Annotated in this window: 20 protein-coding genes and 1 tRNA gene; 9 read left to right on the top strand and 12 right to left on the bottom strand. The window is 57.6% G+C overall.

What is annotated here, in order from left to right:
• Nucleotides 1-14 precede the first annotated feature (14 nt).
• Nucleotides 15-812: a crotonase/enoyl-CoA hydratase family protein gene (locus HKD42_RS10660; RefSeq protein ID WP_170013185.1), complete on the top strand. Its 798-nt coding sequence runs from the start codon at nt 15-17 to the stop codon at nt 810-812.
• Here the strand turns inward: HKD42_RS10660 and HKD42_RS10655 are convergent.
• The 4 genes from HKD42_RS10655 to HKD42_RS10640 all read right to left on the bottom strand — a co-directional run bounded on the left by HKD42_RS10655 (nt 809) and on the right by HKD42_RS10640 (nt 6,038).
• Complete coding sequence (locus tag HKD42_RS10655; protein WP_170013183.1) at nt 809-1,492, bottom strand: NnrU family protein; 684 nt, start codon at nt 1,490-1,492, stop codon at nt 809-811. The genes HKD42_RS10660 and HKD42_RS10655 overlap by 4 nt on opposite strands.
• Nucleotides 1,493-1,664: 172 nt before the next feature.
• Entirely contained in the window at nt 1,665-2,969 is a 1,305-nt protein-coding gene (locus HKD42_RS10650) for an amidohydrolase family protein (RefSeq protein ID WP_170013181.1), read from the bottom strand.
• A complete protein-coding gene (locus tag HKD42_RS10645; protein WP_170013179.1) occupies nt 2,966-4,342 on the bottom strand; it encodes an amidohydrolase in 1,377 nt (458 codons plus the stop codon). Before HKD42_RS10645 ends, HKD42_RS10650 begins: the two co-directional genes overlap by 4 nt.
• 52 nt (nt 4,343-4,394) lie before the next feature.
• Nucleotides 4,395-6,038 (bottom strand): peptide MFS transporter, encoded by a 1,644-nt coding sequence (locus tag HKD42_RS10640; protein WP_246236975.1) that lies wholly within the window; start codon nt 6,036-6,038, stop codon nt 4,395-4,397.
• Between the two features lie 208 nt (nt 6,039-6,246).
• Between HKD42_RS10640 and HKD42_RS10635 the strand changes: the two genes are divergently transcribed.
• The 7 genes from HKD42_RS10635 (at nt 6,247) to HKD42_RS10605 (ending at nt 12,113) form a co-directional block, all read left to right on the top strand.
• Nucleotides 6,247-6,588, top strand: a complete 342-nt coding sequence (locus HKD42_RS10635; RefSeq protein ID WP_170013177.1) for a GntR family transcriptional regulator — start codon at nt 6,247-6,249, stop codon at nt 6,586-6,588.
• A gap of 153 nt (nt 6,589-6,741) precedes the next feature.
• Complete coding sequence (locus tag HKD42_RS10630) at nt 6,742-7,047, top strand: integration host factor subunit beta (RefSeq protein WP_170013175.1); 306 nt, start codon at nt 6,742-6,744, stop codon at nt 7,045-7,047.
• 134 nt (nt 7,048-7,181) lie between these two features.
• Nucleotides 7,182-7,266: transfer RNA gene (locus HKD42_RS10625), tRNA-Leu, on the top strand.
• A 152-nt stretch (nt 7,267-7,418) separates the two neighbouring features.
• Complete coding sequence (locus tag HKD42_RS10620) at nt 7,419-8,090, top strand: PilZ domain-containing protein (protein ID WP_170013173.1); 672 nt, start codon at nt 7,419-7,421, stop codon at nt 8,088-8,090.
• A gap of 95 nt (nt 8,091-8,185) precedes the next feature.
• Complete coding sequence (locus HKD42_RS10615; RefSeq protein WP_170013171.1) at nt 8,186-9,835, top strand: NAD(P)/FAD-dependent oxidoreductase; 1,650 nt, start codon at nt 8,186-8,188, stop codon at nt 9,833-9,835.
• A 19-nt stretch (nt 9,836-9,854) separates the two neighbouring features.
• Nucleotides 9,855-10,265, top strand: a complete 411-nt coding sequence (locus HKD42_RS10610; RefSeq protein WP_343042333.1) for a GtrA family protein — start codon at nt 9,855-9,857, stop codon at nt 10,263-10,265.
• Nucleotides 10,266-10,277: 12 nt separating this feature from the next.
• Nucleotides 10,278-12,113: a hypothetical protein gene (locus HKD42_RS10605; protein WP_170013167.1), complete on the top strand. Its 1,836-nt coding sequence runs from the start codon at nt 10,278-10,280 to the stop codon at nt 12,111-12,113.
• Between the two features lie 28 nt (nt 12,114-12,141).
• On the opposite strand, the gene msrB is transcribed toward HKD42_RS10605, so the two are convergent.
• From msrB to HKD42_RS10585, 4 genes are all read right to left on the bottom strand, one after another.
• Nucleotides 12,142-12,639 (bottom strand): peptide-methionine (R)-S-oxide reductase MsrB, encoded by a 498-nt coding sequence (msrB, locus tag HKD42_RS10600; protein ID WP_170013165.1) that lies wholly within the window; start codon nt 12,637-12,639, stop codon nt 12,142-12,144.
• Between the two features lie 74 nt (nt 12,640-12,713).
• On the bottom strand, nt 12,714-14,039 hold the full coding sequence (locus HKD42_RS10595; protein ID WP_170013163.1) for a cytochrome P450: 1,326 nt from the start codon (nt 14,037-14,039) through the stop codon (nt 12,714-12,716).
• A gap of 192 nt (nt 14,040-14,231) precedes the next feature.
• Nucleotides 14,232-15,479, bottom strand: a complete 1,248-nt coding sequence (locus tag HKD42_RS10590; protein WP_170013161.1) for an ABC transporter permease — start codon at nt 15,477-15,479, stop codon at nt 14,232-14,234.
• Entirely contained in the window at nt 15,479-16,468 is a 990-nt protein-coding gene (locus HKD42_RS10585; RefSeq protein ID WP_170014055.1) for an ABC transporter ATP-binding protein, read from the bottom strand. The genes HKD42_RS10590 and HKD42_RS10585 overlap by 1 nt, the downstream gene beginning before the upstream one ends.
• 50 nt (nt 16,469-16,518) lie before the next feature.
• Between HKD42_RS10585 and queG the strand changes: the two genes are divergently transcribed.
• The gene (gene queG, locus HKD42_RS10580; RefSeq protein WP_170013159.1) at nt 16,519-17,610 is read left to right on the top strand and encodes a tRNA epoxyqueuosine(34) reductase QueG; all 1,092 of its coding nucleotides are present in this window, start codon (nt 16,519-16,521) and stop codon (nt 17,608-17,610) included.
• Here queG and HKD42_RS10575 read toward each other — a convergent pair.
• The 4 genes from HKD42_RS10575 to HKD42_RS10560 all read right to left on the bottom strand — a co-directional run bounded on the left by HKD42_RS10575 (nt 17,594) and on the right by HKD42_RS10560 (nt 25,537).
• Nucleotides 17,594-18,820 carry an NAD(P)/FAD-dependent oxidoreductase gene (locus HKD42_RS10575; RefSeq protein ID WP_170013157.1) on the bottom strand — a complete coding sequence of 409 codons (1,227 nt, stop codon included), beginning with the start codon at nt 18,818-18,820 and terminating at the stop codon, nt 17,594-17,596. The genes queG and HKD42_RS10575 overlap by 17 nt on opposite strands.
• Nucleotides 18,821-18,869: 49 nt before the next feature.
• Complete coding sequence (locus HKD42_RS10570) at nt 18,870-23,579, bottom strand: NAD-glutamate dehydrogenase (RefSeq protein WP_170014053.1); 4,710 nt, start codon at nt 23,577-23,579, stop codon at nt 18,870-18,872.
• A 153-nt stretch (nt 23,580-23,732) separates the two neighbouring features.
• A complete protein-coding gene (locus tag HKD42_RS10565) occupies nt 23,733-24,716 on the bottom strand; it encodes an LLM class flavin-dependent oxidoreductase (RefSeq protein ID WP_170013155.1) in 984 nt (327 codons plus the stop codon).
• Nucleotides 24,713-25,537: a tetratricopeptide repeat protein gene (locus HKD42_RS10560; RefSeq protein WP_170013153.1), complete on the bottom strand. Its 825-nt coding sequence runs from the start codon at nt 25,535-25,537 to the stop codon at nt 24,713-24,715. Before HKD42_RS10560 ends, HKD42_RS10565 begins: the two co-directional genes overlap by 4 nt.
• Nucleotides 25,538-25,540: the final 3 nt, after the last annotated feature.

The raw sequence follows: 25,540 nt of genomic DNA, 5'->3' as shown, positions 1-25,540 counted from the left end.
AACGGAGCCCAAAAATGTCTTTGCTGACTGTGACGACCGCCAATCACGTGACCACCCTAACGCTCGACCGGCCTGATAGTATGAATGCGCTGGGGGCGGACGGTGATGGCGCGGAATTTGAGGCGGCGTGCAACGCAATCAATGCGGACACCGATGTTCGGTGCGTTATCTTAACCGGCGCGGGCCGGGCGTTTTCGGCGGGCGGCGATGTGAAGGCAATGCGCGAACGGACCGGGAATTTCGGCGGCGCGCCGATTGATATCGCCAATGGATATCGTACCAACATCCACCGGATCTTGCGCGGGCTTTATGGTTTGCAGGTCCCGTTGATCGCAGCGATTAATGGGCCGGCGATAGGGCTGGGGTGTGATCTGGCCTGTTTGGGGGATATCCGGATCGCTTCTGATCGTGCCAAATTTGGCGTCACCTTTCTCAAACTGGGGATCATCCCCGGTGATGGCGGAACGTGGATTTTGCCGCGAGTGATCGGTGAAGCGCGTGCGGCGGAGCTGTTTTATACCGGCGATGTGATTGATGCTGGCACGGCTGCCGAATGGGGGCTTGTCAGCCGTGTTATTGAGAGCGACCGGCTGATGGATGAAGCAGGCGCGATGGCGGCGAAAATTGCCGCCATGCCGCCGCATTCACTTCGCCAAACCAAGAACCTGCTCAGGCAAGGCCGTTCTATTTCCTATGATACGGCGTTGGAAATGGCCGCCAACACTCAGGCTTTGATGCATCATACCGAAGATCACATCGAAGGCATCGATGCGCTGCTGGAAAAGCGCGCGGGCGTTTTCAAAGGGCGTTAAAACCAGCGCCAAATGCCTGCGTCATAACCGCTCAACGGGATATGTGCCCAGCTGAAGGCCAGCCACAACACAACGCCAATGGACCACGGCATGACGCCAGCGCCAATTATCTTGGTCCAATGCGGCCAATAGCTGGTTTTGGCTTCCCAACCAGCCCACGCATCGCCCATCAATGTGCGTTTCTTCCGGTCCTGCATGTGAGCACCGACGAGCGCCAAGAACAGGACTGTTGTGGCCACGATCAAAGTGCGCGCGGTGGGCGCGGCGATGATATGCGCGGCCGCCCAAAGGGCAAAGCCCCACATCATCGGGTGGCGGGTGACTGCAAAGACACCTTTCGGATCAGCCTGTGCCGCCTCCTCAGCCCCCGGCGCAGGCAAGGCCGGATTGCCGCTCATTGATCCGGCATATAGAACCATCGCGATCAGCGTTAGCGCACTGGCAATTCCCCAGCTGACAGTATCGAACCCTGCCCACAAAGGGGGCGCGGCGGGCTCCACTGCGGTAAAGGCGAAATACATCCAGACGATACAGCCCAGGCTGACAAGCGAATATACACCCATAAAGCCGCTTTGCCCCAACGCACCGACCAGTTGCGCGCGTAGCGGATGCGACATGGCAAAGTGCGTGCCGACCAGCGCGATGCTGGCGGCGAGTAGCGAGATGAGTGCTTGATCCATGATGTTTCTCTCCCTTGGCAGGAGAAAGCACACTAGGTCCCTAAATGCAACTCATATCCAATATGCGGTTACCGTTTGAGTGTTACTTGGCCGGTGCGGATTACAGTGCCTTGGGCGGCGGGAGCGGGTTGGACCCCGCTTATCCCCGCCTTCGCTCCAGTTGGCGCTGTACCTACCAATCATACGCTTTGGGCAAGTCGCTTTCATCAAGGTCTTTATACCGGTCGCGCAACCGTGTCTGGTGGTTGGTAAGCGGTTGTTCGATCCCGTCGATAAACACTTTGGTTGGCGCGCTGGATACTTCCAACGGGTCACCATCCCAGATCACAACATCCGCCGCAGCGCCAGCTTTCAGCACGCCGTATTTTCCGCCAAAACCGGAAATCTCTGCGGGTATGGACGTGATGCTTGCCAAGGCCTCGCCCCATGTCAGACCAGAGGCGCCCGGCACTTTGGACAGAGCCACCAAATTGCCTGCAAATTGCGGGGCTGTGCGCGGCCCGGTGATCCCGCCGGACAATCCGCCCAGCGCGACTGTCACGCCCGCATCGACCATCCGGCCGACATTGCTCTGGGTCGCACCCAGCTCTTCAAAATTCGCGGGCAGATTGTCCAACGGGTCAGCGATAACGGGAACGCCCGATGCGGCGATTGCATCTGCCACAATCCAGCCTTCGCTGACCCCGACAAGGACCATATCGAGTTTGGGATAGGTTGACCGAAGTGCCAGCACGGCGCGAATGTCCGCCGCGCGTTCAACATGAACGTACAGCTTCTGGCTGCCGCCAATTACACTGACCAAAGCCGCCGCATCCGCGCGGGTGAGTAAGCTCGCCTCTGCGTTCCAATTGCCGGCTGCGTAGGCTTTCGCCTCGTGCAGGGCATTGGCGAATTCAGCATAGGCTGCAACCCGGCTGCCACCGGCTAGCCGGGCACCAGTTTCCCCAAGCAGTACCAGCTGGAAAGATTTTGCCGCGACAATGGCATCCGGGTCTGCGCCCAGATCGATTGCCGCCCCTTGTCCGGCAAAGATCGATCCGCTCGGACCCGTCGAAATCGTCGCCCGTGTAACGCCGCCAGCGCGGCTCACTGCGATATGTTGAGAGGCATAATTGACCGCTGTCGAGGCATCCAGCGCGGCCCCGAACAGGCTGTCACCGGCGCGGATATCGTTGCTTTCGCTCACCGCGCCAACGTCCCACAGACCCAGATTGGTCAGCGGCATAAAGATGCCGGGCGATACCCATTGCCCCCGCGCGTCAACCATTGTGCCGGACTGCCTGCCAGCAGGAGCATTCGCCGCAGTTCCGGCGAAAACGATCGTGCCATTTCTGACAATCACCATGCCATCATCAATCGGATCGCTGCCATCGCCGATTGCTAGTTTGGCGTTAGTGATGGTCACGTCTTGTGCCGATACGGCCGTTGGCAAAGCAAGGGCAAGCGTCGCCGCTGCAAGTTTCAGAAACGCCTTCATTTCACGTCTCCTTCGCCCGGTTGGCCGAGCTCAAAATCACTAACCGGTCGCCGTTTGGGATCGTTTGCATCATACAGCAATGCACCATCGACCCAGACTTTTTCAGGCCGGGAATAGACGCTGAGCGGATCGCCGTTCCACAACACCACATCGGCCATTTTACCCGCTGTCAAACTGCCGGTTTGGTCGTCAATACCCATGGCTTTTGCTGCATTGAGAGTGATCCAGGAAATGACGTCGGCATCGCTAATGTCGATCCCGATCCGTTTGCCTGCCGCTTGCGCTTTGGCGGCTTCCTGATTGAGTCGCTGGATACCGTTCTCATCGTCCGAATGGATAACTACGCAGGCACCGGCCTGTTGGATCAGAGCCGCGTTTTCCGGTATCCCGTCATAGCTTTCCATCTTGAAGCCATACCAATCGGCCCAAACCGCAGAGCACACATCATTTTCGCGTAGCAGATCACCAATCTTGTAGCTTTCAACCGCATGGTGGAATGTGCTGACGGTATAGCCAAATTCCTTGGCCATATCGATCACCAACGCCATTTCATCGGCCCGGTAACAGTGATTGTGGATCTGGATCTCGCCATCCAGAACACCGGCGAGCGTCTCATTTGCGAGATCGCGATTTTTGCGGTCGCCGTCGGCATATTGCTGGGCATCAATCCATGTTTGCCGGTTTACCGCAAAGTTACCCATACGGGTGGATGGCATCCTCCCCTTGCCGCCATAGACGCGTTTGGGGTTTTCCCCGCAGGCCATTTTCATGCCATGCGGCGCACCGGGGAACTTCATCCCTTGGACTGTCCGGCTGGGTACATTTTTAAGCGTGACCGTGCGCCCGCCCATCAGGTTGGCGGAGCCGGGCAGAATTTGCAGTGACGTGATGCCGCCATTGGCCATCGCTCTGCTAAAGCCCGGATCCTGCGGCCAAATGGAGTGTTCGGCCCAGACTTCGGGTGTCGTCGGGCTGGTTGCTTCATTACCGTCTGCATGGGCTTGGACCGACGGTGTCGGATAGTCGCCAAGGTGGCTGTGAATGTCGATAATGCCGGGCGTAACAACCTTGCCGGTGCCGTCGACGACATTGTCTACCTCTGGCGGACGCGACGTGGGGCCGCCAACAGCAGCAATCTTGCCGTCTTTCATATGGACCCAGCCATTGTCCCAGCCGCCGCCTGCGCCGTCAAATACGGACACCGGAATGATCAGAGTCTCGGCCGAGGGATAGGCTTGATAGGTCGACGCATAAGGCGTTTCGGCCTGCGGTGCGGGCGCATCCGATGCGCTTGCGGGCTTCGACTGGCCCGAGGCGGAACACGCAGCGAGCGCCACCGCGCCCCCCAATATGGTCAAGGCACGGTAGCGCATCACTTTATTCTCCAACCATTATTAGTCACCCGATCTGATCAGGTTTTGTCAGTTACGCTTTAGTGGCGGGATGAACGCCGCCTTCTTGCGCTTCCAATCCGGCTTCGGCTGCACCGGCCAAAGTATCATCGGCCAGCGTATCCAGATGCATCAGCTTCTTGACCAGCGGGCTGATGACCATGACGGCCACACCAATACCGACAGCGTACCAGCCAACGGTCCCGTACACATCGAGCACAAGCTGCTTGCCAGCCTCTTCTCCGACGCCTTCACCGCCTGTTGCCGATGCAATCAGTCCGGCAGCGAAGTTGCCGAGTGCCGATGCAAAGAACCATGTTCCCATGATCAGCGACGCCATATGCGCCGGTGCGAGCCGGTTCATGGCGCTGAGGCCGACAGGGCTAAGGCACAGCTCGCCAGTTGTATGGAGCAGGTAGATCAGGAAGATGAAGATCACCGGTGTCGGCACATTCACGCCAACCGATTCCGCACCCCAGACGAGTACGAGGAAACCAAGACCAACCTGAATAATGGCGAGGCCGAATTTCATCGGTGTCGAAGGCTCGGCTCCTTTACGGGCCAAGCTCTGCCACATCATGGCGAACACTGGTGCCAGCAAGACGATATAGATCGCATTGATCGACTGGAACATCGACGCATTCACGCCGCCAGTTTCAACGTGCCGGTCGGTAAACAGGTTCAGTGATGAGCCTGCTTGCTCGAACAGAGCCCAGAATACGATCGAAGTGAGGATCAGGAACATCGCCGCGAAAATACGGTCACGTTCTTCCGGGGCCAGCTTTGTGACAGCAGTGAACAGCACATAGAGCACCAGGCCGCCGCCGAAGATACCCAGCACGATACCGACCAATTCTTGGAATTGGATGGCAGTCCAGCATAGCAGAACCATGGCCAGGCCAGCGCCGTAAATGCCCCATTCTTTCCCGCCTGCAATTTTGGCCGGATCTTTGGGTTCACCCTTGCCCATCAGCAGGGGTTTGCCGAGCACGAAGAACACCAGGCCGATCAGCATACCGAAGCCGGCCAGACCGAAGCCGTATTCCCAGCCATATGTTTGACCAAGGAAGCCGCAAATGATCGATGCGGTCGCCGCGCCGACGTTAATACCCATGTAGAAAATGGTATAGGCAGGATCACGGCGGATATCGGTGCGCGAATACAGCTGCCCGACGATGACCGAAATGTTGGCCTTCAGGAAACCCGAACCAACGATAATCAGCGCCAACGCCAACCAGAACACATTGATAAATGGATCAGCTTGTCCGCCGTCACCTTCAAACGCCATGAAGAAGTGACCAAAGGTGAGCAATACCGCGCCGAAGACAACAGCTTTGCGCTGCCCCAAATAACGGTCAGCCAGATAGCCGCCAACTACCGGAGTGATATAGACCAGCGCCGTGTAAGCGCCGTAGATTACCGAGGCTTCGGAATCTGAAAACATCCAATGCTGGACAAGGTAAAAAATGAGCAGGGCGCGCATTCCGTAGTACGAAAAACGCTCCCACATTTCTGCAAGGAACAGAAGGAACAGACCCTTTGGATGGCCTGCAAATTCCGGCTGCGGACGTGTGACGATGTAAGACCCGCCAAACAGAAACACTGCGAGTGCCACTACTGCGATCCAGAACGTCCACATTTCAAACGCTGAATCGAACGTGAAAATAAGCTCATGCATGGGCGTGCGCCCCCCTCAATTTATCTTGTCTGGCCCATGCTCCCAACAGAGGGGCCGAAAGGCGGCACACTAACGCCAGAATTTTTCATGGGAAGAGCTAGTTTCACATGAAACTGCAAATCCGGGATATTTCGGGGAACTTGACGCGGCGCAGTGTATTATGTCACTGAGGCACCAAGCGCTTGAAAAAGCAGGTAAGGAAGCAACCATGACCCAGCAATCCCGCCCGGTATATTTGAAGCTGCGCGATCAAATCGCGGCAGCTATCATTGAAGGTGAGTATGCGGAGGGCGCAATGCTGCCATCAGTTCGGGCCTTTGCGGCGGCGCAAGGCGCCAACCCGTTGACGGTCGCCAAAGCCTATCAGCAATTTCAGACCGATGGTTTGGTCGAAGTGCAGCGCGGCGTGGGGATGTATGTTGTTGCCGGTGCCGCCGATAAGCTGCGCGCCACAGAGCGAGCGCAATTTTTGCGCGAAGAATGGCCGGAAATTCGCTCACGGATGGACCGTTTGGGCATTTCCACGCGCGAATTGCTCGAATCTGTCTAATTTTGGGGCGTTTCTGAGCCTGTAACGACTCAATTTCACCAAACCGTGCGTGCGCCGATTGCGCGGGAAGCTACTCTCTGGCATTGTAAATTCCGGGATGAATGGTCTGTGGGGGCCCTTTGCCGTTTAATCGCGGCATTTTCTTGCGTGTATATGCGGGGAAGAATTGAGGAGAAAGAGATGATACGGTCCGAATTGTTGCAGGCTTTGGCCAAGGACAATCCAGATCTGCGAAGCGAAGAGATCGAGCAGGTTGTGGACGTCTTTTTTGACGAGATTACGAAGCGCCTTGCCGAGGGCGGCCGCGTGGAGCTGCGCGGCTTTGGTGCGTTTTCCACCCGCGAAAGAGAACCGCGCACAGGCCGCAACCCGCGCACTGGTGAAACGGTTGAAGTACCCTCTAAACGGGTGCCCTATTTCAAACCCGGCAAGGAAATGCGTGAGCGTTTAAACCGCTAACCGGCCTACAGGTTGGCCAAAAGACAGACTCCATCTGCTTTTTTCGCATGGAGCGATTGGCCTTTTCGATTTGAGCCGTTAGGGGAATTTCCACGCAGTCAAATGCGGGTCTGCCCGAGTGGACCGGCAAATATGCGGGTGTGGCGGAATGGTAGACGCCGGGGACTTAAAATCCCCTGATCTTTGATCGTGCTGGTTCGAGTCCAGTCACCCGTACCACCCCCGGAAGCCATCGGCGGGCGCGTTAACTACCACGATCTGCTGCGATAGGCGTTTTTCCATATTGCCGGACCCAAGCAGCGGTAACCACCTTCCTATAACGTTGGTCCAGACATCAGCTCCATTGGTGTGAATGACGTTTGGGGAAAGTAGTGCACATAGCTAGAGATCATACGCCGTCTGAAGCGGAAACATTGGACTTGGAAGAGCGCAGAGCCCCGCGATTCACGTTGCTTATCCGCACGGCCAAGCTCATCATCGAAGACAGGCAGTATCTTTGTGTGGTGCGTGATATCTCCATGACGGGTGCAAGCATCAAGAGTTTCCATCCGGTTCCCGAAGGGAAACGGACGGCACTCGAATTCCCGACCGGCGATGTGTATCCCGCCGAAATGGTTTGGCAGAAAGACGGCGAGGCCGGCTTCCAGTTTCACACGCCGATCGATGTTGAAGACATCATTATGGCGACGGGTGAATATCCCAAACGGGACCTGCGGTTCGATGTGGAGCTGCCGCTTCAGATAGAAGGGGATAGTCTCCCCATTCCCGCACAGCTGGCGAATGTGTCCCGCCAAGGTGGGCTAATCCATTGTGACACCGCACTTGCGATCGGGCAGCCGCTAAGGATCAAGGCCCCGGGCTTGCCTGATATTGAGGCACGGGTGCGCTGGCGCAAAGGCCAGGCCTATGGATTGGTGCTGGATACGACATTCTCGCTCGTCGATCTGGCGGCATTGATTGACCGGTTGCATAGCCGCAACGCACGTGCCGCGCCGAATCCCGCGTGCCGCCAACCTGCGGCGACTGCCCGGCAATCGACTTGATAGGGGCAGGACGGCGTGTGCTTTTTAGGGCCGCGTTAACTTTGCGCTAACCAATTTCCTTCACCCCAGCCTCACACACCTAAACGGGGGCTTAAATGAGCAAGCGCGATTGTCCGCAAGTACCGAACGAAACGTCAAACGAGCGGGTTGTCCCGGACGAACTGGACGTCGACGTTGCCATTATTGGCGCTGGGCCAGCCGGGCTTACCGCAGGGTATCTGCTGACTAAGCAGGGCAAAAGCGTTGCCATTATCGAAAAAGATGAAACCTATGTCGGCGGGATCAGCCGCACGGTGGAGCATGAAGGTTACCGCTTCGACATTGGCGGGCACCGGTTTTTCTCCAAAAGCCAGCAAGTGGTCGATCTGTGGGATGAAATCCTGCCCGATGATTTCATCCAGCGCCCACGGATGAGCCGGATCTATTATGAAGGCAAATTCTATTCCTATCCATTGCGCGCATTTGAAGCGCTCGGCAATTTGGGCATTCTACGCTCGACTGCCTGCATGGTCAGCTATTTGCGTTACAAACTGTTTCCCATTGCAGAAGTGAAAAGCTTTGAGGATTGGACGACCAACCAGTTTGGCAAGAAACTCTATTCAATCTTCTTCAAGACTTACACCGAGAAAGTCTGGGGTATGCCATGCGACGAAATGAGCGCGGACTGGGCCGCCCAACGGATTAAGGGTCTGTCTTTGTGGAGCGCGGTGATCGATGGTCTTAAGCGGTCGATGGGTCTGAACAAGGCACCCAATGATGGCCAAGCTGCGAAAACGCTGCTGGAAACATTCCGCTATCCGCGCCTCGGCCCGGGCATGATGTGGGACGCCGCGCGTGACAAGATTCTGGCTGCTGGCGGCACCATTATTATGGGCCACGGCCTGGAACAGCTGGCATCTGACGGTAAAGGCGGCTGGCGGATGCGTGCCGCCGATAAGGATGGCAAGACGGTTGTCGTCAAAGCCAAAGATGCGATCAGTTCAGCCCCGATGCGCGAGTTGGCGAAGCGGATGCATCCTTTGCCCGAAAGCACCCTGCAAGCGAATGACTTGAAATATCGTGATTTCCTGACCGTGGCGCTCAAGATTAAATCGGATGATCTGTTCCCCGATAACTGGATTTATATCCATGACGACAAGGTGCAGGTTGGCCGGGTGCAGAACTTCCGCAGCTGGTCGCCGGAAATGGTCCCGGATGAGGGCGTTGCCTGTGTCGGCCTGGAATATTTCTGTTTCGAGAATGACGGTCTGTGGTCATCATCCGATGATGATCTGATCGAACTGGCCAAGAAAGAAATGGCCATTTTGGGTCTGTGCGATCCTGCCGATGTGATTGGCGGCGCGGTGGTCCGTCAGGAAAAAGCCTATCCCGTTTATGATGAAGACTATGCCGCGAATGTCGATGTGATGCGGCAAGAGCTGGAAGAGAAACATCCAACATTGCATCTGGTCGGCCGCAACGGAATGCACCGGTATAATAACCAAGATCACGCGATGATGACCGCGATGCTGACGACGGAGAATATCCTCGCGGGTGAGCGGTTATACGACACATGGTGCGTCAATGAAGATGCCGAATATCACGAAGCGGGAGATGAAGGGGATGAGAAAGTCATGCCGACCCGCGAAGCAGGCTATATGCCAGTAAGCGATGATCAGGCAGCTGCCTTGCAATCGCTGATGCCGGTACCTGAACGCATTCGTGATACTGACACGGATGATTCGCCCGATCGCAAAGTGGCCTAGCCGGTATTTGGGGGCAGCAGTGACCGAGATTTTCCATAAATTGCGCGACATTCGCTTGCTGAGATATCTGCTGGCAAGCGTTGGCGCATTGGCGGTTGATGTCGGTTGTTTCCTGATGCTGTTGGCGGCTGGAATGCTGGCCGCACCTGCCTCCGCCATTGGATATAGCGCCGGTATTCTGGCGCATTGGCTGCTTTCAAGCCGGACTGTTTTCACCGATACCGTGGCAGAGCGCGGCCAAGAACGGACCAAGCAGAAGGCACTGTTTGTCATGTCTGCATTGGCTGGTCTGGCACTGACTACTATGATTGTCGGCACGGCCGATTATTGGGCGTTCGATCCGCGCCCGGCCAAGCTGATTGCCATTGCTGCCAGCTTCACACTGACATGGCTTTTGCGCAGCCGCGTTGTTTTCAAACCGGCCCAATAGTCCCCTCTGGCTATGGCAAAAGCAGCTCATACCACGGCCCTGCAAAGAATAGCTGCTTGGCTAAGCGGTCCCAATGCGCGGATCGCTGTCATCTGGAGTGTGCTGTCGCTGATTTTCATCGGCAGCGGTTTGCAAGGTTTAATGCGGGGGCAATTTCCCGATCCGGATGATGCCCTGCGTCTGGTGCAAATCCGCGATTTGCTCGCCGGGCAAAGCTGGTGGGATGTTACCCAATACCGGATCGATCCCGTCACCGGCACGCAAATGCATTGGTCAAGACTGGTTGATCTGCCGCTTGCTCTGCTGATTGGAGGGCTGACACCGTTATTGGGCGCATCGCTGGCTGAAACTGTGACGCTGATTGCGGTTCCGCTTCTGACTTTGGGTGTTGTATTATTCATCATTGGCGGTCTGGCACGGCGATGGCTGGGCGTTGAAGCCATGACCTTTGCCTGCCTAACTCTCGGCCTGCTCGCCCCGCTGGTGTTCCAGCTTCAGCCGATGCGGATTGATCATCATGGGTGGCAGATTGGTATGGTTGCGGCGTCGCTATGGGGCGTCGCGCATAATTCTGCCATCAGGGGCGGGTGCATGGCCGGTTTCGCAATGGCCCTGGGTTTGAGTATTTCGTTGGAGATCCTCCCGCTTGTTGCCGCGACAGGCATAGTGCTGGCGCTGAGGTGGCTGCGCGATCACGCAGGGCGCTCGTGGCTGGCCAGTTACATGGTGAGCCTGGCAGCGGGGCTGACGGTCATTTTCCTGACCACCCGCGGGCTTGGTGATCTGGCGCAATATTGCGATGCTGTGTCGCCTGCGCATCTGGCGTTCTTTGGCATCACTGCGTTGGGGACAGCGGTGATTGCGCTGTTGCCAGCGCTCCCACGTTGGGCCTGGCTCTTATCCTTTGCTTGTGTCGGCGCGCTGGGCATTGCTGTGTTTGGCAGTTTCTCGCCCACTTGTTTGACCACGCCATTTGCACAGCTTGATCCAGTGGTCCGTGATTACTGGTACGTGCACATTTCTGAAGGCCGGCCGCTGTGGGAGCAGGAATTGGCAAGCGCGCTTCCGATGGCGTTTCAACTGTTGGTTGGCTTGGCGGCTGCCATCATGCTGGCGGTAAAGGGCAAGCCCGAGCAGCGCCTGCGGTGGGCAGAATATGCATTTCTCTTGCTGGCAAGTATTGCCTTGGCGCTGCTGGTATGGCGCGCCGCGGCTTTTGCGGCTTTGCTGGCGGCTATCCCGCTTGGCTGGCTGGTCACGAAACTTCTGGAGCAGCTGCACTCTGCGCCCGCTTTGGCGGGGAAATTGCTAGCCAGCGGCGCGATCATAGTGGTGCTGCTGCCATCATCACCGGTCTCTTTGTATACGGCTCTTACGCCGCGCGATGTGCCGACCGGTAATCAGTCCGGTGCTCAGTCTGGGGGGGAACACCCTATCAGCCCGACGGTGACCGATGCCCGGTGTGACCTGCGCGGGCAAGCGGCCAAGCTTAACCTGCTTCCGGCTGGCACCATTCTGGCCCCGCTGGATGCAGGGCCATCTATCCTGCTGGAATCCCATCATAGCGTGGTCGCGACCAGTCACCACCGGGCCGAGATGGCTATGCGCGATGTGATTTTGACGTTCGTTGGCCCGATTGAGGATGCCCGCGCGGCCGCGAAGCAGCGCGGTGCCGGGTATATCCTGATGTGTTCGGACTTGGCCGAAGCCAACCTGTACGCACGCGGCAATCCAGACGGATTGGCGGCGCTTCTGATTGCTGGCGATACGCCCGATTGGTTGGAACCCGTGCCGCTGGATGGGCAGCCAGCCCAGCCCGCTGAATTCGGCATTTGGAAAATCCGTTAGCCGGAAATAGACGGGGTTGAGATAAGGCTTAGGAAGCGATGAAATCCATCGCAGCGCCATTCATGCAATATCGCTTGCCGGTTGGCTGCGGCCCGTCATTAAATACGTGCCCTAAATGCCCGCCGCAATCGGCGCAGAGAACCTCTGTCCGCGGATATCCGATTTTGTAATCGGTCTGGGTCGCAATGGCGCCAGGCAAGGGTTTCCAAAAACTGGGCCAACCGGTGCGGCTGTCATATTTGGTGGAGGAGGAATAGAGCCGGTTATCGCATCCGGCACAAATAAAGGTGCCTTTGCGTTTTTCCTTGTCGAGCGGCGAGCTGTAGGGCCGTTCTGTTCCAGCTTGCCGTAGAATATAATATTCCGACTTAGACAGCTTGGCGCGCCATTGCGCATCGGTCCGCGTGATCGGAAAGCTCTTCGCATCAGCAGGCGCGCTGCCGCAAGCCGACAGCAGCGGCAATGCTGCCCCGGCAGACAAAAAACCAATGAACTGGCGGCGGTTTGATGATGGGCTGTCCGTCATAGCATCCTCGGGCGAAAAGTTTCTCTCACTGAGTATATACGACGGGACAGCGCCAAAAGTTGCATCCGAACGCCCTAAAACTTCGTGACTTCCACTTCCAACTTGCGGAAGCCATGCACGAAATTCGCTTTCACCCGTTCGACATCACCGGCAACATGCACCCGCATCCGTCGTTTGTGCATTTCTTCCAGCAAAATCCGCAGCTGTAATTCTGCCAAACGCGCACCCACGCAGCGGTGAATGCCGTAGCCAAATGCCAGATGGCGGCGGGCATTTTCGCGGGTAATGTCGAGCTTCTCAGCATCGTCGAACAGCGCTTCATCACGGTTTGCAGATAGATACCACAGGACCAGCTTGTCGCCTTTTTTGATTTGCTCGCCAAACAGTTCGGTGTCTTCACTGGCAGTGCGGCGCATATGGGCCAGCGGCGTCTGGTAACGGATACATTCCTGCACCGCGTTGGGGATCAAATCGGGCTGCTCTTCGAACAATTTACGCTGGTCAGGGAATTTGTCAAAAGCATGGATAATGCCCGACATCGTGTTGCGGGTGGTGTCATTGCCGCCCACGATCAGCAGGATCAGATTGCCCATAAATTCGCGCGGGTCCATCTGGTTCATCGCGGGCGAATGGATCATCATCGAAATGAGATCGGGGCCGGGTTCTTCCTCTTGCGCGCGCTCCATCCATAATTTCTGGAAATAGGCGCCCATCTGGTGGAGCACTTTTTCGCGTTCCTGAGTCAGATCTTTGACTGTCGCGATTTCCGTATCGCCCGCCCAATCGGACCAATAGGTGAGCAAGCGGCGGTCTTCCCATGGGAAGCCGAACAAAATGGCGAGCATTCCTGTGGTGAGTTCGATTGAGACTGTATCCACCCAGTCGAACACTTCGCCTTCGGGCAGGGAATCGAGCAATTCGCCGGTGCGGCGGCGGATTTCATCATCCATCCGCTTCATTTCCGCCGGAGTGAATGCAGGCGCGACAGTGCGGCGCTGGCCGGTATGTTTGGGCCGGTCCATCGCGATGAACATCGGCAGTTCCAGACCCGCCTCTTCCTCGCGTTCCAGAATGGTGATGCCGCCATGTTCCCAGCTGGAGGAAAACAGTTCTGGCAAAGCTTCAATGTGCTGGATCGCCTTGTTGGATACCACATTCCAATAAGCGCCATAAGGGCTTTCGGGTACATAGTGGAGCGGGCCTTTGGCGCGCATTTCGGCAAAGATTGGCTGCCACCGGTCTTCCGCGTAAATATCGCTGCGGCTAACATCATAGGGGTGGGTATGCGTTGGCGTATCTTCCGGATGCATTTCCAGATGTTTGAGCAGAACCTCATACGCGGTTGGCGAGGTTGGATATTCGGGCTGTCCGTCTGCTTTTTCCGGGGCAATCGTTGCCATGACATTCTCTCCTATGCCGCACCGCGTTGTCGCAGTGTCGATTTATGAGAGTATCCTGACCTTCCTTACATCAATGTCAATAGTAAGTTGCGGTTTGCGACCTAACTGTATGGGTGTCTGGAATTACGTTGCGCCCAACCGTCCGTTTATTGCCGTCGCTGCACGTGTCATTGGTCTGGTGTTTGGCCGCGCTTATGCATCAGCTTTGGTCCGGCGATGCCACCAGCGCGCTTTCTTTCCGCCGCGCGGTCCTGAATTCATGACCTTTCGGCGGAATAATGTCGCCCCGGCTTTCACGAAGATCGCAACCGCAATGGCTTGCCATGCAATAGCGAGCGCGTGCGGCCACAATGTGTCGACTTGGGCGGCGCGTGCCAGCATTGCAAAGGGTGAACTAAACGGGAAAATCGCGGCCGCCAGCTCCACCGCTGTTCCCGGCTTCGCCATTGCATAGCTGGCGAAGAAGAACACAATCAGCTGCATCATGGTCACCGGCATGGACAGCGTTTGTACCTCGCGCACCGTCGCGGCCATGGATCCGATCGCCAGAAACAACGAGCCAAGGATGAGATAACCCATCGCGAAATAGACCACTCCGAGTGCCAGGAAGATGGGCCAACCCACTGCCGGTGCGGCAAAGCTGCCCATGCTGAAACCGCCAGCAAGGAAGATCAGGCCGCCCACGCTGCCCCACACTGCGATGCCGACAAAAGACACGCCAAGCATTGCGAACAGCTTTCCGAGGAATACCGAGTCCATCGGGATCGCTGCGGCGAGCACTTCGATGATCTTATTACCTTTTTCCTCAACCAGATTGGACAGCACCATTCCGCCCAGCAGCATAGTGAGAAGGAACAATAGCATTTGCCCGGCTTGTGCGGTTTGAATGCGATTGCGCTTTTCAGCAGCGCCGCTGGTGGCGACTTTTTCAAATGTGATGTCAGGGAACTGCGTTGCTGAAGCCCCCACACTGTTGGCGGCGATCAAACTCACCTGGCCTCGCCACCGGTCGATTTGACCTTCGGGTGCAACCAATGTGGGTTCAGCAGGGGTCCCGCTGACAATTGCGGCCAGATTGCCGCGCTTGGTTTTGAGCACTTCAACCGGCTCAAGCGTTTTCTGCTCCTCGTCAAGGGTGACCAATGGGGGGATATATCCGCCCAGTTCCTCTCGCAATTGCGCTGCGGAGGCGACCATTGCAGCGCTGTCGGCTTCGCTCATGGCGATGCCGATCTCTGCTGCTGTGGCCTCGCGTTGGACTTCGCTACCGATGCCGCCAGCCAATCCGCCGACAATGATCGGGAATAGAGGGCCCAGCAAAAAGAACAGGAAAGCCCGGCTGAACAAAATCGCCAGAAAGTCGCGGCGCGCGATGACATAGGCGGCTTGCAAAGTGCTGAGCCGTGACGATGCATGGTGGGAGGCGGTCGGGTTACTCATCAATTATTCTCCGCCGCATTGTCGGCTTCCAGAGCGCGTGCCGCAGCTTCCCCGGCAATATGGACAAAGGCATCGTGCAAACCGGCGCGTTCGATGGATAGCGATTGAATGCCTGCTTCGCCCTCGATCAGCGCCCGCAGCAGGGTTTCAATGCCGCTTTCGGGTAAAGAGAAATACCAGAAATCCCCTTCGCGCCGGGCATCATCGGGCAGTGCGCTGCGCCAACGGCCATCGGTTTCGCGCGTTTCCAGGCGTACTTGCGCCGGAATACGGTCGCGCGCGGCCTCGACGGAACCGGCATAGGGCACTTTACCGCCAGCGATAATCGCCACGCCTTCACACAGGCGCTCTGCGTGATGGATAACATGGGTCGAGAAAATGACCGTCGTTCCATTATCGGCAAGCTCGCGGATCATCCGCTCCAGCTTGCCCTGATTGATCGCGTCGAGACCGGAAAATGGCTCGTCGAGCACGACCAGTTTAGGCCGGTGGACCAGCGTGCCCAGCAATTGCACCGTCTGCGCCATCCCTTTTGACAGCTGGCGGATTTGCTTATCGGCTGCGTGGCCCAGATCATGCCGTTCAAGCAATTCACGGCCGCGCGCTTTGCCTTCTTCCAGCGGCAATCCGCGCAGCGCGCCCATAAAGCCAATCGCTTCATAGGCCTTCATTGCAGGATATAGCCCGCGCTCTTCGGGCAGATAGCCGATCAGTTTCGCGATTTCGTGTGGTTCATCATGGCCGAATATACGGCGAACACCGTCATCGGGATCGATAATGCCCAGCAGCATCCGGATAGTGGTCGTCTTGCCGGCCCCGTTTGGTCCCAATATGCCGTAAATCGCTCCCTCAGGCACAGACAGGTCGACGCCGTCGACGGCGCGTGTACCTGCAAATTCCTTCACCAATCCGCGCGCTTCAATGGCGAGCGGGCGGGTGTCTGCGGTTTGGGGAGCATTGTCTTGCGCGAGTGTATCGCTTAGCGGCATATCCATAGATGCCGGTTACGCGCCGCGTATGAACGGGAGCAACCCCAATTATGGTTAACGCGCCGGTAATTACTGGAACGCTTATCAAGGATTTGCAGCAGCGGATGGTTGCCGAGGCCCGGCGATTGGGCTTTGTCAGCGTGGGTTTTGCCTCGGCTGAAGACGATCCTGTACGGGCACAGCGGCTGCGCAATTGGCTGGAGGCGGGCCATCACGGAGCGATGGGCTGGATGGAGGATCGCGCCGATGTGCGTCAGGGCCCCCGTTCTATGTGGCCAGAGGCGCAGAGCGTGATTGCGCTGGGCATGAGCTACGCGCCCGATGTTGATCCGTTGGCATTGGAGGATCAGCCAGAGAAGGCGCGCATTTCTGTCTATGCACGCGGGCGCGATTATCATGATGTGGTGAAGAAGGCGCTGAAAGCGCTTGCGCGGTGGCTGGTCGCGGAAGCCAAGAAGGCTGGTCTGGAAGAACCGCAATTGAAAGTCTTCGTCGATACCGCCCCGGTCATGGAAAAACCCTTGGGCGAAGCGTCCGGCATTGGCTGGCAGGGCAAGCATAGCAATTTGGTCAGCACCGATCACGGCAGCTGGCTATTCCTGGGCGCGATGTACACCACCGTCCCTTTCGCGCCTGATGCCGCGCATGAAAATCGCTGCGGTTCATGCTCTGCCTGTCATGATGCGTGCCCGACAGATGCATTTCCCGAACCCTATATCGTCGATGCGCGGCGCTGTATTTCCTATCTTACGATCGAGCATAAGGGGCCGATTCCAGAAGAGTTCCGCAAACCAATGGGGAACCGGATTTACGGTTGCGATGATTGTCTGGCGGTATGCCCATGGAACAAGTTTGCCCAAACCGCCGCACGCCATAAATCCTTCACGTCGCGCGCCGAACTGGACGAGCCCGATCTGGCGGATTTTTTGACCTTGGACGATGCCGGCTTTCGCACGTTGTTTTCCGGCTCACCCATCAAGCGGATCGGGCGCGACCGGTTCGTCCGCAATTGTCTGATTGCGGCAGGCAATTCGCAAGCGGCGGCGCTGGTTGAGCCGGTCAAGGCGCTGTGCGCGGATAGTGATCCGGTGGTCGCAGAAGCTGCCCAGTGGGCTTTGGCAGAACTTACAGCAGCGACTTAAGCAAAATCTCCGTGTCTGCCAGTGCAGCGGGATCCGGTGAAATTCCCGCTTCGATCAGCTTACGCCCTTGGACATAATCCTTCGTATTGTTGACGCAATCAAGCGCGATGATGCGGCCTTCTTTCAGGTAGATAACCGAAAACTTCCGGTCCGCCGGATCGCCCCGCAGAACTGTCTGATCATAACCGATAGAGAGACCGGCGGTTTGCAGTTTCAAATCATATTGGTTTGACCAGAACCACGGAAACGCTTTGTAAGGCTGTTTGTCACCCATGATGGATTTGGCAGTGGTGGTCGCCATGTCATTGGCATTCTGGACCGATTCCACCCTGATCACAGCGCCTTCGGCATAGGCACTGGCATGGGCTGCGCAGTCACCGATGGCGTGAATGTCTTCCAAGGTTGTCCGGCACACTTCGTCCACATCGACCCCGTTTGCGCCAGATGCACCAGCGGCGATCAGCGGGCCGACAGATGGCACGATCCCGATCCCGGCTATGACCAAATCAGCGGGAATGGTTTCACCGCTTTCGAGCAAAACCCCGGTGACTTTACCGTCTTCACCGGTTATGCTTTCAAGCTTGGTTTCAAGCCGGATATCGACGCCTTGGGCGCGGTGTTCTGCTTGATAAAATTCGGAAAGTTCTTCGCCTGCTACCCGGGCCAAAACGCGCGGTAATGCTTCGAGTACGGTCACCTCGCGGCCAAGTTTGCGCAGGACAGCGGCGGCTTCCAGGCCGATGTAACCGCCACCGACAACAACGGCTTTTTGCGCGCCTGCATCGAGCGCCGCCATGATCCGGTCAGAATCGGGCTTATTGCGCACTGTAAACACGCCGTCCAAATCGGAACCTGGACAGGATAGCCGCCGCGCATCCCCGCCAGTGGCCCAAATCAGCTTTCGGTAAGACATCTGGCTGTCATCGCCGAGCGTGATGACTTTGCGCATCGCATCGATCTCCACCACGGGATGCCCCAGCCGGAGATCGACATTCTTATCCTCCCAAAAGGCTGGTGGACGAATATAGAGCCGTTCAAACGGTTTTTCCCGCGCCAGATACTCTTTTGACAGAGGCGGACGTTCATAGGGGGCAACGCGCTCCCGCCCGACCATTGCGATGGTGCCTTCATGGCCATTTTGGCGCAGAGCAATGGCTGCTTGTGCGCCGCCATGCCCGGTTCCCACGATGATAATATCTGCGTGATCCATCCCAAATGCGTCGGACGAATTGCGCCCTTGGTCAACCCGCTATTTTCTTTTAGCGACCCAATAGGTTGCGGGCTTGGCTGGCAATTTGCGCGAGCATTGCCGGGGCAACAGGCGTTTGCGTTTGTGCGCGGCCAATCATGGACCGGAACTGCCGAATCGCATTTTCATGCTTTGCCGCCCAGCCAGCTACCGCTTTTGCGGGATCATCCTTGGCCCCCTTGCGACGAGCAATCCGGCGCAGGAATTCCAACCGCATTTGCTGGAAATCTCTGGCCAGTCCAGCCACCAGCAAGCGCTCCCACACATCGGACGGGTTCATCAGCGCGGCTGTGCCCTGCGCCCAATCCAGCCCCAGCCGTTCGCCCAAATCTGTAAAGGCGAGTGTCAGCGGGCGGCTTTCAATATTGGCATCGCGTGCAAGAGCGGCAAGACCGATGGCGCCGTCCATATCATACAGATGCGCGACTTCGGCCGCGATAGCTTCTGGCGCACCGGCATCGACCAACTGCTGTTTAAGATTGCTCGAGAGATGCTGTGTCTCTTTGGCAAGCAGTCCATCGGTCACAGACAGATCAGTGACACCATCTTGCAGGCGAGTGATCATTTCCGACGGTAAGTGAAGGCTCGCGCCGGCCCTCAGCAAGTCTGCCATCTGGCTGCGCATGGCAGCCGCAACATGATCAAACAGCATCAAGCGGGCATGTTCCGGCATGGCCGCTGTTTCCAGCTTCGCCCACAAGCCATCTACATTGAACAATCGTTCGGCGGCGACAAAAGACCCACAGACATCGGCCAGTCCCACACCTTCTTCCTCGGCCAGTTCAAATGGGTGGACAATGCCCAACCGGTTAATGACCCGGTTTGCCAATTTGGTCGCGATGATTTCCCGGCGAAGACGGTGTGTTTCGATCTCCCCGCTGTATGTTTTGCGCATCGGGGTCGGGAAATAATCGCTGAGCGAGCCTGCCAAACTGGCATCATCGGGCAGCCCGCTCGCTTCGATCTTGTCTTGCAAGACCAGTTTTGTCGAGCTGAGTAGAACGGCCAGTTCGGGCCGGGTGAGGCCGATCCCGTCAGCCGCCCGGCGGGATAGGACATCATTGGGTGCAAGCCCTTCTGTGTGCCGGTCCAGCGCGCCGCGATCTTCCAGCGTTTCAATCAGCCGCAATTGGGAATCTGCGGCCTTGGCGCCGCCCAGTTCAGCGATAGACAAAGCCAAAGCTTGCAGGCGGTTATCTTCCAATACCAACGCTGACACTTCATCGGTCATTTCCGCCAGCAATATGTTGCGCTTTTTCTCCGACAATTTGCCGGATCGCCGCGCGGCGGCCAATGCGATCTTGATATTGACCTCGTTATCGGAGCAATCAACACCGGCGGAATTGTCGATAAAGTCGGTATTGATCCGGCCGCCCAGTATCGAAAACTCGATCCGCGCGGCTTGAGTGACGCCCAGATTGGCACCTTCACCAATCACTTTGACGCGCAAGTCTTTCGCATCAACGCGCAGCGTGTCGTTGGCAGGATCACCAACCGCTGCGTTATTTTCAGCAGCGGCCTTAATATAGGTCCCAATCCCGCCAAACCACAGCAAGTCGACCGGCGCTTTGACGATGGCTGAAATGAGCGCCTCTGGTTCGATCTCAGCCGCATCAATGCCCAGCGCTTTGCGCGCCGCGGCGGACAGTTTGATGATCTTGGCGGACCGCGAATAGACCCCGCCACCTTTGGATATCAGATTGCTGTCATAATCTTCCCAGCTGGAGCGGGGCAGATCGAACATCCGCTTACGCTCTTTCCAGCTTGCTGCGGCATCTGGGTTGGGATCGATAAATATGTGCCGGTGATCGAAAGCAGCCATCAGGCGGATTGATTGCGATAACAGCATACCATTGCCGAACACATCGCCCGACATATCGCCGCAGCCGACCACGCTCACCGGATCGTTTTGGACATCGACACCCATTTCCAGGAAATGCCGCTGCACAGATACCCACGCGCCCTTTGCGGTGATACCCATAGCCTTGTGGTCATATCCGTTGGAACCGCCACTCGCAAACGCATCATCGAGCCAGAAATCACGCGATTCCGCGATCGCATTGGCGACGTCAGAAAACCGCGCCGTGCCTTTGTCTGCGGCAACCACAAAATACGGATCTTGCCCGTCGGTTGGGAGCACGGCCTCCGGGTGGACGATTTTCTCATCCACGATGTTGTCGGTAATCGACAGCAATGTGCGGATGAACAGCTCGTAACTCGCTTGGCCTTCAGCGGCCCAAGCATCACGGTCCTTCACGGGTGAAGGCAGTTGCTTGGGATAAAATCCGCCTTTTGCACCGGTCGGCACGATAACGGCGTTTTTGACTCGTTGGGCCTTCATCAAGCCGAGTATTTCCGTGCGGAAATCGTCCCGCCGGTCAGACCAGCGCAGCCCGCCACGCGCGACGGGGCCGGACCGCAAATGGATCCCCTCGACACGGCGCGAATAGACAAAGATCTCTCGCCACGGCACTGGCTTTGGCAAGTTTGGTACCAGGTCGGACTGTATCTTGAAAGCAAGCGCTTCCGCTGCTGCCGGCGCAAAACTGTTCGTCCGCAGGATCGCTTTGATCAGCGCATGATAGAGGCGTAGCAGCCGATCGTCATTGATCGCTGCCACTTTCGCCAGGCCTTGCTTGATCGCGGCTTCGGCAGCATCGATGGCTGCCCGACGATCGCCGGAGAATTCCGGATCATGCGCCGCCGCAAACCGGCGGATCAGTGCCCGGGTTACATCCGGGGCACGGTACAATGCATCGACGACTGTATAGATGGTGAAAGTCGTCCCCGCTTGGCGGAGATAGCGATAAAAGGCGCGGAGCCATTCGGCCTCGCCCGCTGACAGACCGGTGCCAATGACCAGCCGGTTAAACGGATCATCTTCTGCTGTTTCATTCAGGACAGCCGTGATGGCCGCTTCGATGGGGCGGGCGCGGGCCAGAATGTCAGTGATGGCGTCGCCTTCGGGCAATTCAATGATGAAGTCATGAATTGTGCCGAGTGTGCCATCACCCAATGTCGTGGGGACTTCAGACAGGACTTCAAAGCCGAAATTTTCCAACGCCGGGACCGCATCGGACAAGGGCAACGCGCCCTCATGCTCATAGATTTTGAGCCGCAGGCAACCTTCCGGGTCGCTATCCATACGGTAGAGGCGCGCATCGCGTTGACCGCTAACGCTGTCATCCGAACTTTCGCCTGCGATCAAGGGCCGCATACGGCGGATATCGCGCGCTGCCTCTTGTGCGCCGTAAGCGGCGCGGTAAGCGGGCGGGAAAATATCGGCGAAGCGCGCAGCAATCGCAGCGGCACGGCCAGCATCTTCAAAACCGGCCAATTCCTGTTCAACCGCCTCTGGCCAACCGCGCAGCATATCTTGCAATTGCTGTTCCAGCTCTGCTTCAGCCCAATCGGTGCCGCCAGCCCGGATATCCAGCACGAAGCGCAAAGTGGCGAGATTGCCCCCTTCGACTTGCAAGCTCCAATCGAGCAATTCCGCGCCAGCGCCTTTTTCGAGCAATCGCTGGATGTCTTGGCGGACCTGTGTGGAGAGCATGTCGCGCGGCAGCCAGACAAAGGCGAACAAATGGCGGGCCAGCGGGGCCTGCACAATCGCGAGGCGCGGGCGCGGCCGGTCGACCAGGCTCATGACGGCACCCGCGATACGGGCCACATCTGCCGATGAGAAACCGATAATCAAATCATGCGGCAAGGCGGTTAATGCATGGACCAGGGCTTTTCCGGCATGGCCTCTGCTGTCGAAACCGAACTTGTCCATCAGCTCGGTCATATGGGTGCGCAGGCGCGGTACTTCTGTGGGCACCGCTGCCAATGCCGCACTGGTCCAGACACCGGCATGGATCGATAGGCTGACCACTTTGCCGCCGGATTTCACCGGAACGATAAACAGATCAAGCGGCACACGCCGATGGACCAGAGCCACTCTGTTAGCCTTAACAATCAGAGGCAGATTGGCGTGCGCGTTGGCTGGATCATCAAACCACGCAAATGCCCGGTCATAAGACGCGTCTGCCAGAAGCACCTTTGCGCTCCGTCTGCAAATCCCCAAGGCACCCGATTGGGATCCATCGCGGCCGCGCACCAAATGCCCCAGCTGTGTGAGCATACCGTCTTCCAGCCATCTGAGAAGCGCGGCACCTTCTGTGTCATCAATCTGCTCTGCATCTTTTATCACAGCTTTGCGCAATTTCGGCCAATCGCTCACTGCGACACGGACATCTCCCAGCGTGGTGCGCAGGGCCTTTTCCAGCTCCCGCCTTTGTTTGGCGTCGATCCGGGCAGTTTCGATGTAAATCATCGATTCGCGCGATGCATCGGCTGTGTCTTTGCCGGAAATTGCCTCCAGATTACCTGTATCGCTACGCTGAACTGGGACCACCGGATGGACCAGCCGGTCGATTGCCAGCCCTTGGGCGGCAATCGTGGCAGCAATTGAATCCACCAAAAACGGCATATCATCATTGACGATGGCGATGCGCGTAAAGCGGCGTTCATCGCTCGCACTGGTGAGGCTGAGGGCAGAGCGTTTGGCGTCGCGCTGGGCCGCGGTATCGATCACAAAGGCCGCCGCTTCTTTGAGCCGCTCTGCCGCGAATGGCGCCTCTCCCGGTAGCAGCGATTCGCCCATATGCGTGGTCAGTGCGTTCACCAGCTTGGCCTGATCCGCCAATCGCGATGTTGTGGAAGAACTGGTACCCATCCGCCGTGCTCCGTCAGACACTGTGTGCCTTTGTTATTTTCTTGCTGTCTGCTTTATTTATTGTGCGCAAATAGCCGACAGCGATCAGGCCTGCAAGCCGGGTTGACCCTACGGTAGGTGATTTCACTGCTACGCGCCTAAGGGCAAGGGAGCCTAGGCGGCAAGTGCGTTCATGGTCAGTGCCAAAGACCGGGTGCGATGTTCAGGGTCATAGGTTGAACCCGCGACGATTATCTCGTCCGCATCGGTACGCTTGATGAATGCCTCAATCGTGTCCTTCACCCTTTGCGGGGAACCGATCGCGCTGGCTTGACCAATATGGGCGAGCATGGCTTTGGCAGGTGCCGGTAGGCTGTCGCGGTAGTTTTCAATCGGCGGGGGGAGCTTGCCCGGTGTGCCGCTGCGCAGCCTTACAAAGGCTTGCAATTGGGACGATGCGATCCATTCCGCCTCGTCATCGCTATCGGCGGCGATCACTGTCATGGCCGCCATTGCATAGGGCCGATCCAAAGCCGCAGAGGGTTGGAAATCCCGCCGGTAGATCGACAATGCTTCGTCCAGATGATCAGGCGCGAAATGCGAGGCAAAGGCGTAGGGCAGACCGAGCTTGGCCGCCAATTGCGCGCCAAACAGGCTGGAGCCCAGCATCCACATATCGACCGCTGCGCCCATACCGGGCGTGGCTGTGATTGGCAGATCAATATCACCGGTTAACAAAGCGTGCAGTTCCACCACATCATTGGGGAAATATTCGGCTGCTTGGCCAAGGTTCTTGCGCAAGGCCTGGCCAAATCGCTGATCCGCGCCCGGTGCACGGCCCAGCCCCAGATCAATCCTGCCGGGAAACAGCGCGTCCAGCGTGCCGAATTGTTCAGCAATCACAAACGGATTGTGATTGGGCAGCATAATCCCGCCGGACCCGATCCGGATGCTGGACGTGGCATTTCCGATATGCGCAAGCACAACCGAAGCCGCTGCGCCGGCGATACCTTCCATCGCGTGATGTTCCGCCACCCAGAACCGCTTATAGCCGTGCTGTTCGGCAGCTTGGGCCAGTGACACGGATGCGGCATAGGCTTCTGTAAGAGAGCCCCCTTCGCGCACGGGCACCAGATCAAGAACGGATAGCGGAATCATTCTGTGGTCAATTGCTCCAGATAGCCCTGCGCGGTTGCGGCTGCGGGTGAATCGGGGTTTAGCGTGATCACTGTCTGCCAGTTTTGTCGGGCGCTGTCTTCATCGCCTGCCAAGATTGCGATAACCCCCGCTTCCAGCGCAATCTCGGGATTGGTCAGGTTAAGCTTCGCAGCTTGCTCAATCTGGCTGCGGGCTGTCTCCAGATCACCGCTACGCCGGGCCAAGGTCGCCGATAGCAACCACGCCTGCGAACTGCCGGGGGCCAATCTACGGGCAGAGGCGAGAGAGACGCCAGCAGCCTCGGTCTCGCCCAGAGCGACTTGCGCCCGCGCGCGGTCGAGCCACATTTCTGCTTCCAAAGCGGCAAAACCGCTCCTGGCGGCATCGGGAATGGCCTGATCCAACATGGCCAGGCCGCCCTGCGCATCCCCGGATGTGATAAGAGCGTTGGCGGCGATCGCGCCCAGCCGTGCTTTGTATTTTGAGTTGATGACCGCCGGTTCACTGCGCGCCGCCACGAAACTGGCGGCGGCGGCTTCCCAATTGCCGCTTTGCGCTTCGGCATAGCCGCGGCAATGCAGCCCATGGGCACGTGTCAGACCAATTGTGGTTTCCAACCAGATATTGGCTTCGGCTTGCGCCGCCACAGGGTCTTCCTCGGCACGTATCAGGCATAATGCCAGCGGGTCAGCAGTCGGCGTTACCTCGGCCTGCTCCTGTTGGGATTGCTGCCTGCGCAGTTCAAATGGCAGTGGTTCCAGCGCCGGCGCAGAGGGGTTGGGGCCCACTTGTAGGGCAAAAATAAGAGCGGCAGATAACAACAG

This window comes from Pontixanthobacter rizhaonensis, assembly GCF_012972675.1.
GTDB classification, from domain to species: domain Bacteria; phylum Pseudomonadota; class Alphaproteobacteria; order Sphingomonadales; family Sphingomonadaceae; genus Pontixanthobacter; species Pontixanthobacter rizhaonensis.
This window is presented reverse-complemented; position numbering and strand designations above follow the sequence as displayed.